General features: G+C 64.0%; 3 protein-coding genes. 1 reads left to right on the top strand and 2 read right to left on the bottom strand.

Annotated features, from left to right (window positions below; all coding sequences use genetic code 11):
- Positions 1 to 580, bottom strand: a 580-nt coding sequence (locus EN750_RS30680) for an NAD(P)/FAD-dependent oxidoreductase (protein WP_245482859.1), incomplete at its 3' end; no start/stop codon positions are given.
- Positions 581 to 715: 135 nt separating this feature from the next.
- Positions 716 to 1,126, bottom strand: a complete 411-nt coding sequence (locus EN750_RS30675) for a helix-turn-helix domain-containing protein (RefSeq protein WP_127398968.1) — start codon at positions 1,124 to 1,126, stop codon at positions 716 to 718.
- Positions 1,127 to 1,261: 135 nt separating this feature from the next.
- Between EN750_RS30675 and EN750_RS30670 the strand changes: the two genes are divergently transcribed.
- Positions 1,262 to 2,155: an SDR family oxidoreductase gene (locus EN750_RS30670; protein ID WP_127398967.1), complete on the top strand. Its 894-nt coding sequence runs from the start codon at positions 1,262 to 1,264 to the stop codon at positions 2,153 to 2,155.
- Positions 2,156 to 2,220: the final 65 nt, after the last annotated feature.

Below are 2,220 nucleotides of genomic sequence, written 5' to 3'. Positions count from 1 at the left end.
GCAGCACGCCGATCATCACGCTCGCTTTGTCGTAGCGTTGCAGCAGCGCGTGCACGTCAAAACCATCGCCGCGCCAGCCGAGCGAGGCCCAGAACGCGCCATAGGTGAGTGGCCGCGGCTCGCCTGGAGCGCTTTCGCGGCGCAGTTTCGAGCGCGAACCGCTGGCGTCGACGACCAGATCGAATGGCCCTGCCCTTCGCCCGTTGCCACAGATCAGCGTCGCCCGTTCGCCGGTCTCCAGAGCCTCGATCTCGACGCCGGTCTCGATGGCGATCGCCTCGCTCTGCGCGGCGCGGAAAAGCACACCGAACAAAGCCGCCCGGTGCACCGCCAGCCCGAAGCGGCCACCGCGTTGCGCATCGTAGCGGACATCGAGCACCGTACGGCCCGTGGAAGCATCGGCGCCATGCAGGCGGTCGATGCGGCTGCCCAGCGCCAGTATGTCGTCGAGCAGGCCAAGATCGGCCAGCACCGTCAGCCCTGTCGGCTGCAGGATCAGCCCGGAGCCGACCGGCTTCGGTTCATCGAAGCGCTCGAAGACCGTGACCCGATGCCCGGCACGCTTGAGATAGAGCGCCACGGCCAGTCCCGCCGGCCCGGCGCCTGCAATTGCGATATCATAGGAAATGCCAGTGCCCCCAAAGCCGGATTGGCCGGGACAATCCTTCAGCGGCGGGACGAAATCAAGCCGTCACCAACGGCTTTGCGCCGCTGGTCAGCCCTGGGCGGCGTCAAAATCGGCGCGTGCGCCGCGCACAGCATCATGATTGAGCTCGGCCCACAGGATCAGCTGATGCAAGGCGCCGAACATCGATTGTCCGAGATCGGTCAGGCTGTATTCGACGCTCGGCGGCTTGGTCGGGAACACCTCGCGATGCACATAGCCGTCGCGCTGCAAATCGTAGAGCGTCTGCGTCAGCATGCGCTGTGAAATGTCCGGCACCAGCCGCCGCAACTCGCCGAATCGATAGGGCTGCTCGGCCAAAGCCATCATCAGCAGCGAGCTCCATTTGCCGCTCACGCCCTGGATGACCTCGCGGACCGGACAATTGGCGAAGTTGCCGCCGCCGGAGACCGCCTTGTAGACCTCCAACTTCGATCTCAGATTGACGATCTTGCTGTCCACCGCTGGTTCCCTGCGCGTGCCTACCTCCCGAAAAACTGCCTTCTTTACGGCTCTGGGTCAATTCCTATTTTAGTGCTGGTCTCTTATTGAGACCGCCACTCGAACCGCCTTAGCGGCGCAACGTCAGGATCTTCCATGACCCAAACCCTTCTCGTCACCGGCGCTTCCGGCCAGCTCGGCCGCGGCGTCATCAACCACCTGCTGGATATGTTCAAGGTCCCCGCGGGCCGGATCATCGCCGCCACCCGCAATCCGGAAAACCTCGCCGAGTTGGCGGCGCGAGGCGTGATCACAAGGGCGGCTGACTTCGACGACACACTATCGTTGGAGGCTGCTTTCAAGGGCGCCGACAGGGTGCTGATCATCTCGACCGGCGAGATCGACCTGCTGCACGGCAAGCGCCTGAGGCAGCACCAGAACGCGGTTGCCGCCGCGAAGAAGGCCGGTGTTTCCCACCTTCTCTACACCTCGATGCCCAACCCGGAACCGGTTTCGCCGGTGCTGTTTGCCAATGATCACTACGGCACCGAGCAGGCGATCAAAGCGAGCGGCATCCACTACACGATCTTCCGCAACGGCTGGTACCAGGAGAACCTGTTCTTGTCCCTGCCGCACGCGATCGCTTCGGGAAAATGGTACACGTCCGCCGGCGACGGCCGCATGGCGCACGGTGCGCGCGACGACATGGCGGCAGCGATCGCCGCCGGCCTCGTTGCCGCATCAAGCGAAAGCGAAACCTACACCTTGACCGGCCCGCAGGCCTACACGACGGCCGAGATCGCCGCCCTGGTAAGCGAGGTCACCGGCAAGCCGCTCGATGTCGTGCAGGTTCCGGATGAAGCCTTGACCGAAGGCGTGAAGGCATCAGGCGTTCCCGAGGATTTCGCTGAGGTCATCGTGTCCTTCGACGCCAACACGCGCGCCGGCCGTATCGCCATGGTGACCGACGCAATCGAGTCGCTTTCGGGCAGGACGCCAAAGACGTTGAAGCAATTCCTCGAGGCGAACAAGGTCGCCCTGGCCGGTTGAAGCGGAGTGACATGGACTGTGCCGTGAGGCACAGTCCATTCGCCGATCCGGCATGTGCCTAGATC

It is taken from the genome of Mesorhizobium sp. M7A.F.Ca.ET.027.03.2.1, from assembly GCF_003999175.1.
Classification (GTDB): Bacteria; Pseudomonadota; Alphaproteobacteria; order Rhizobiales; family Rhizobiaceae; genus Mesorhizobium.
Note: the sequence above shows the minus strand (reverse complement) of the source record. Positions and strands in the feature narration are given on the sequence as shown.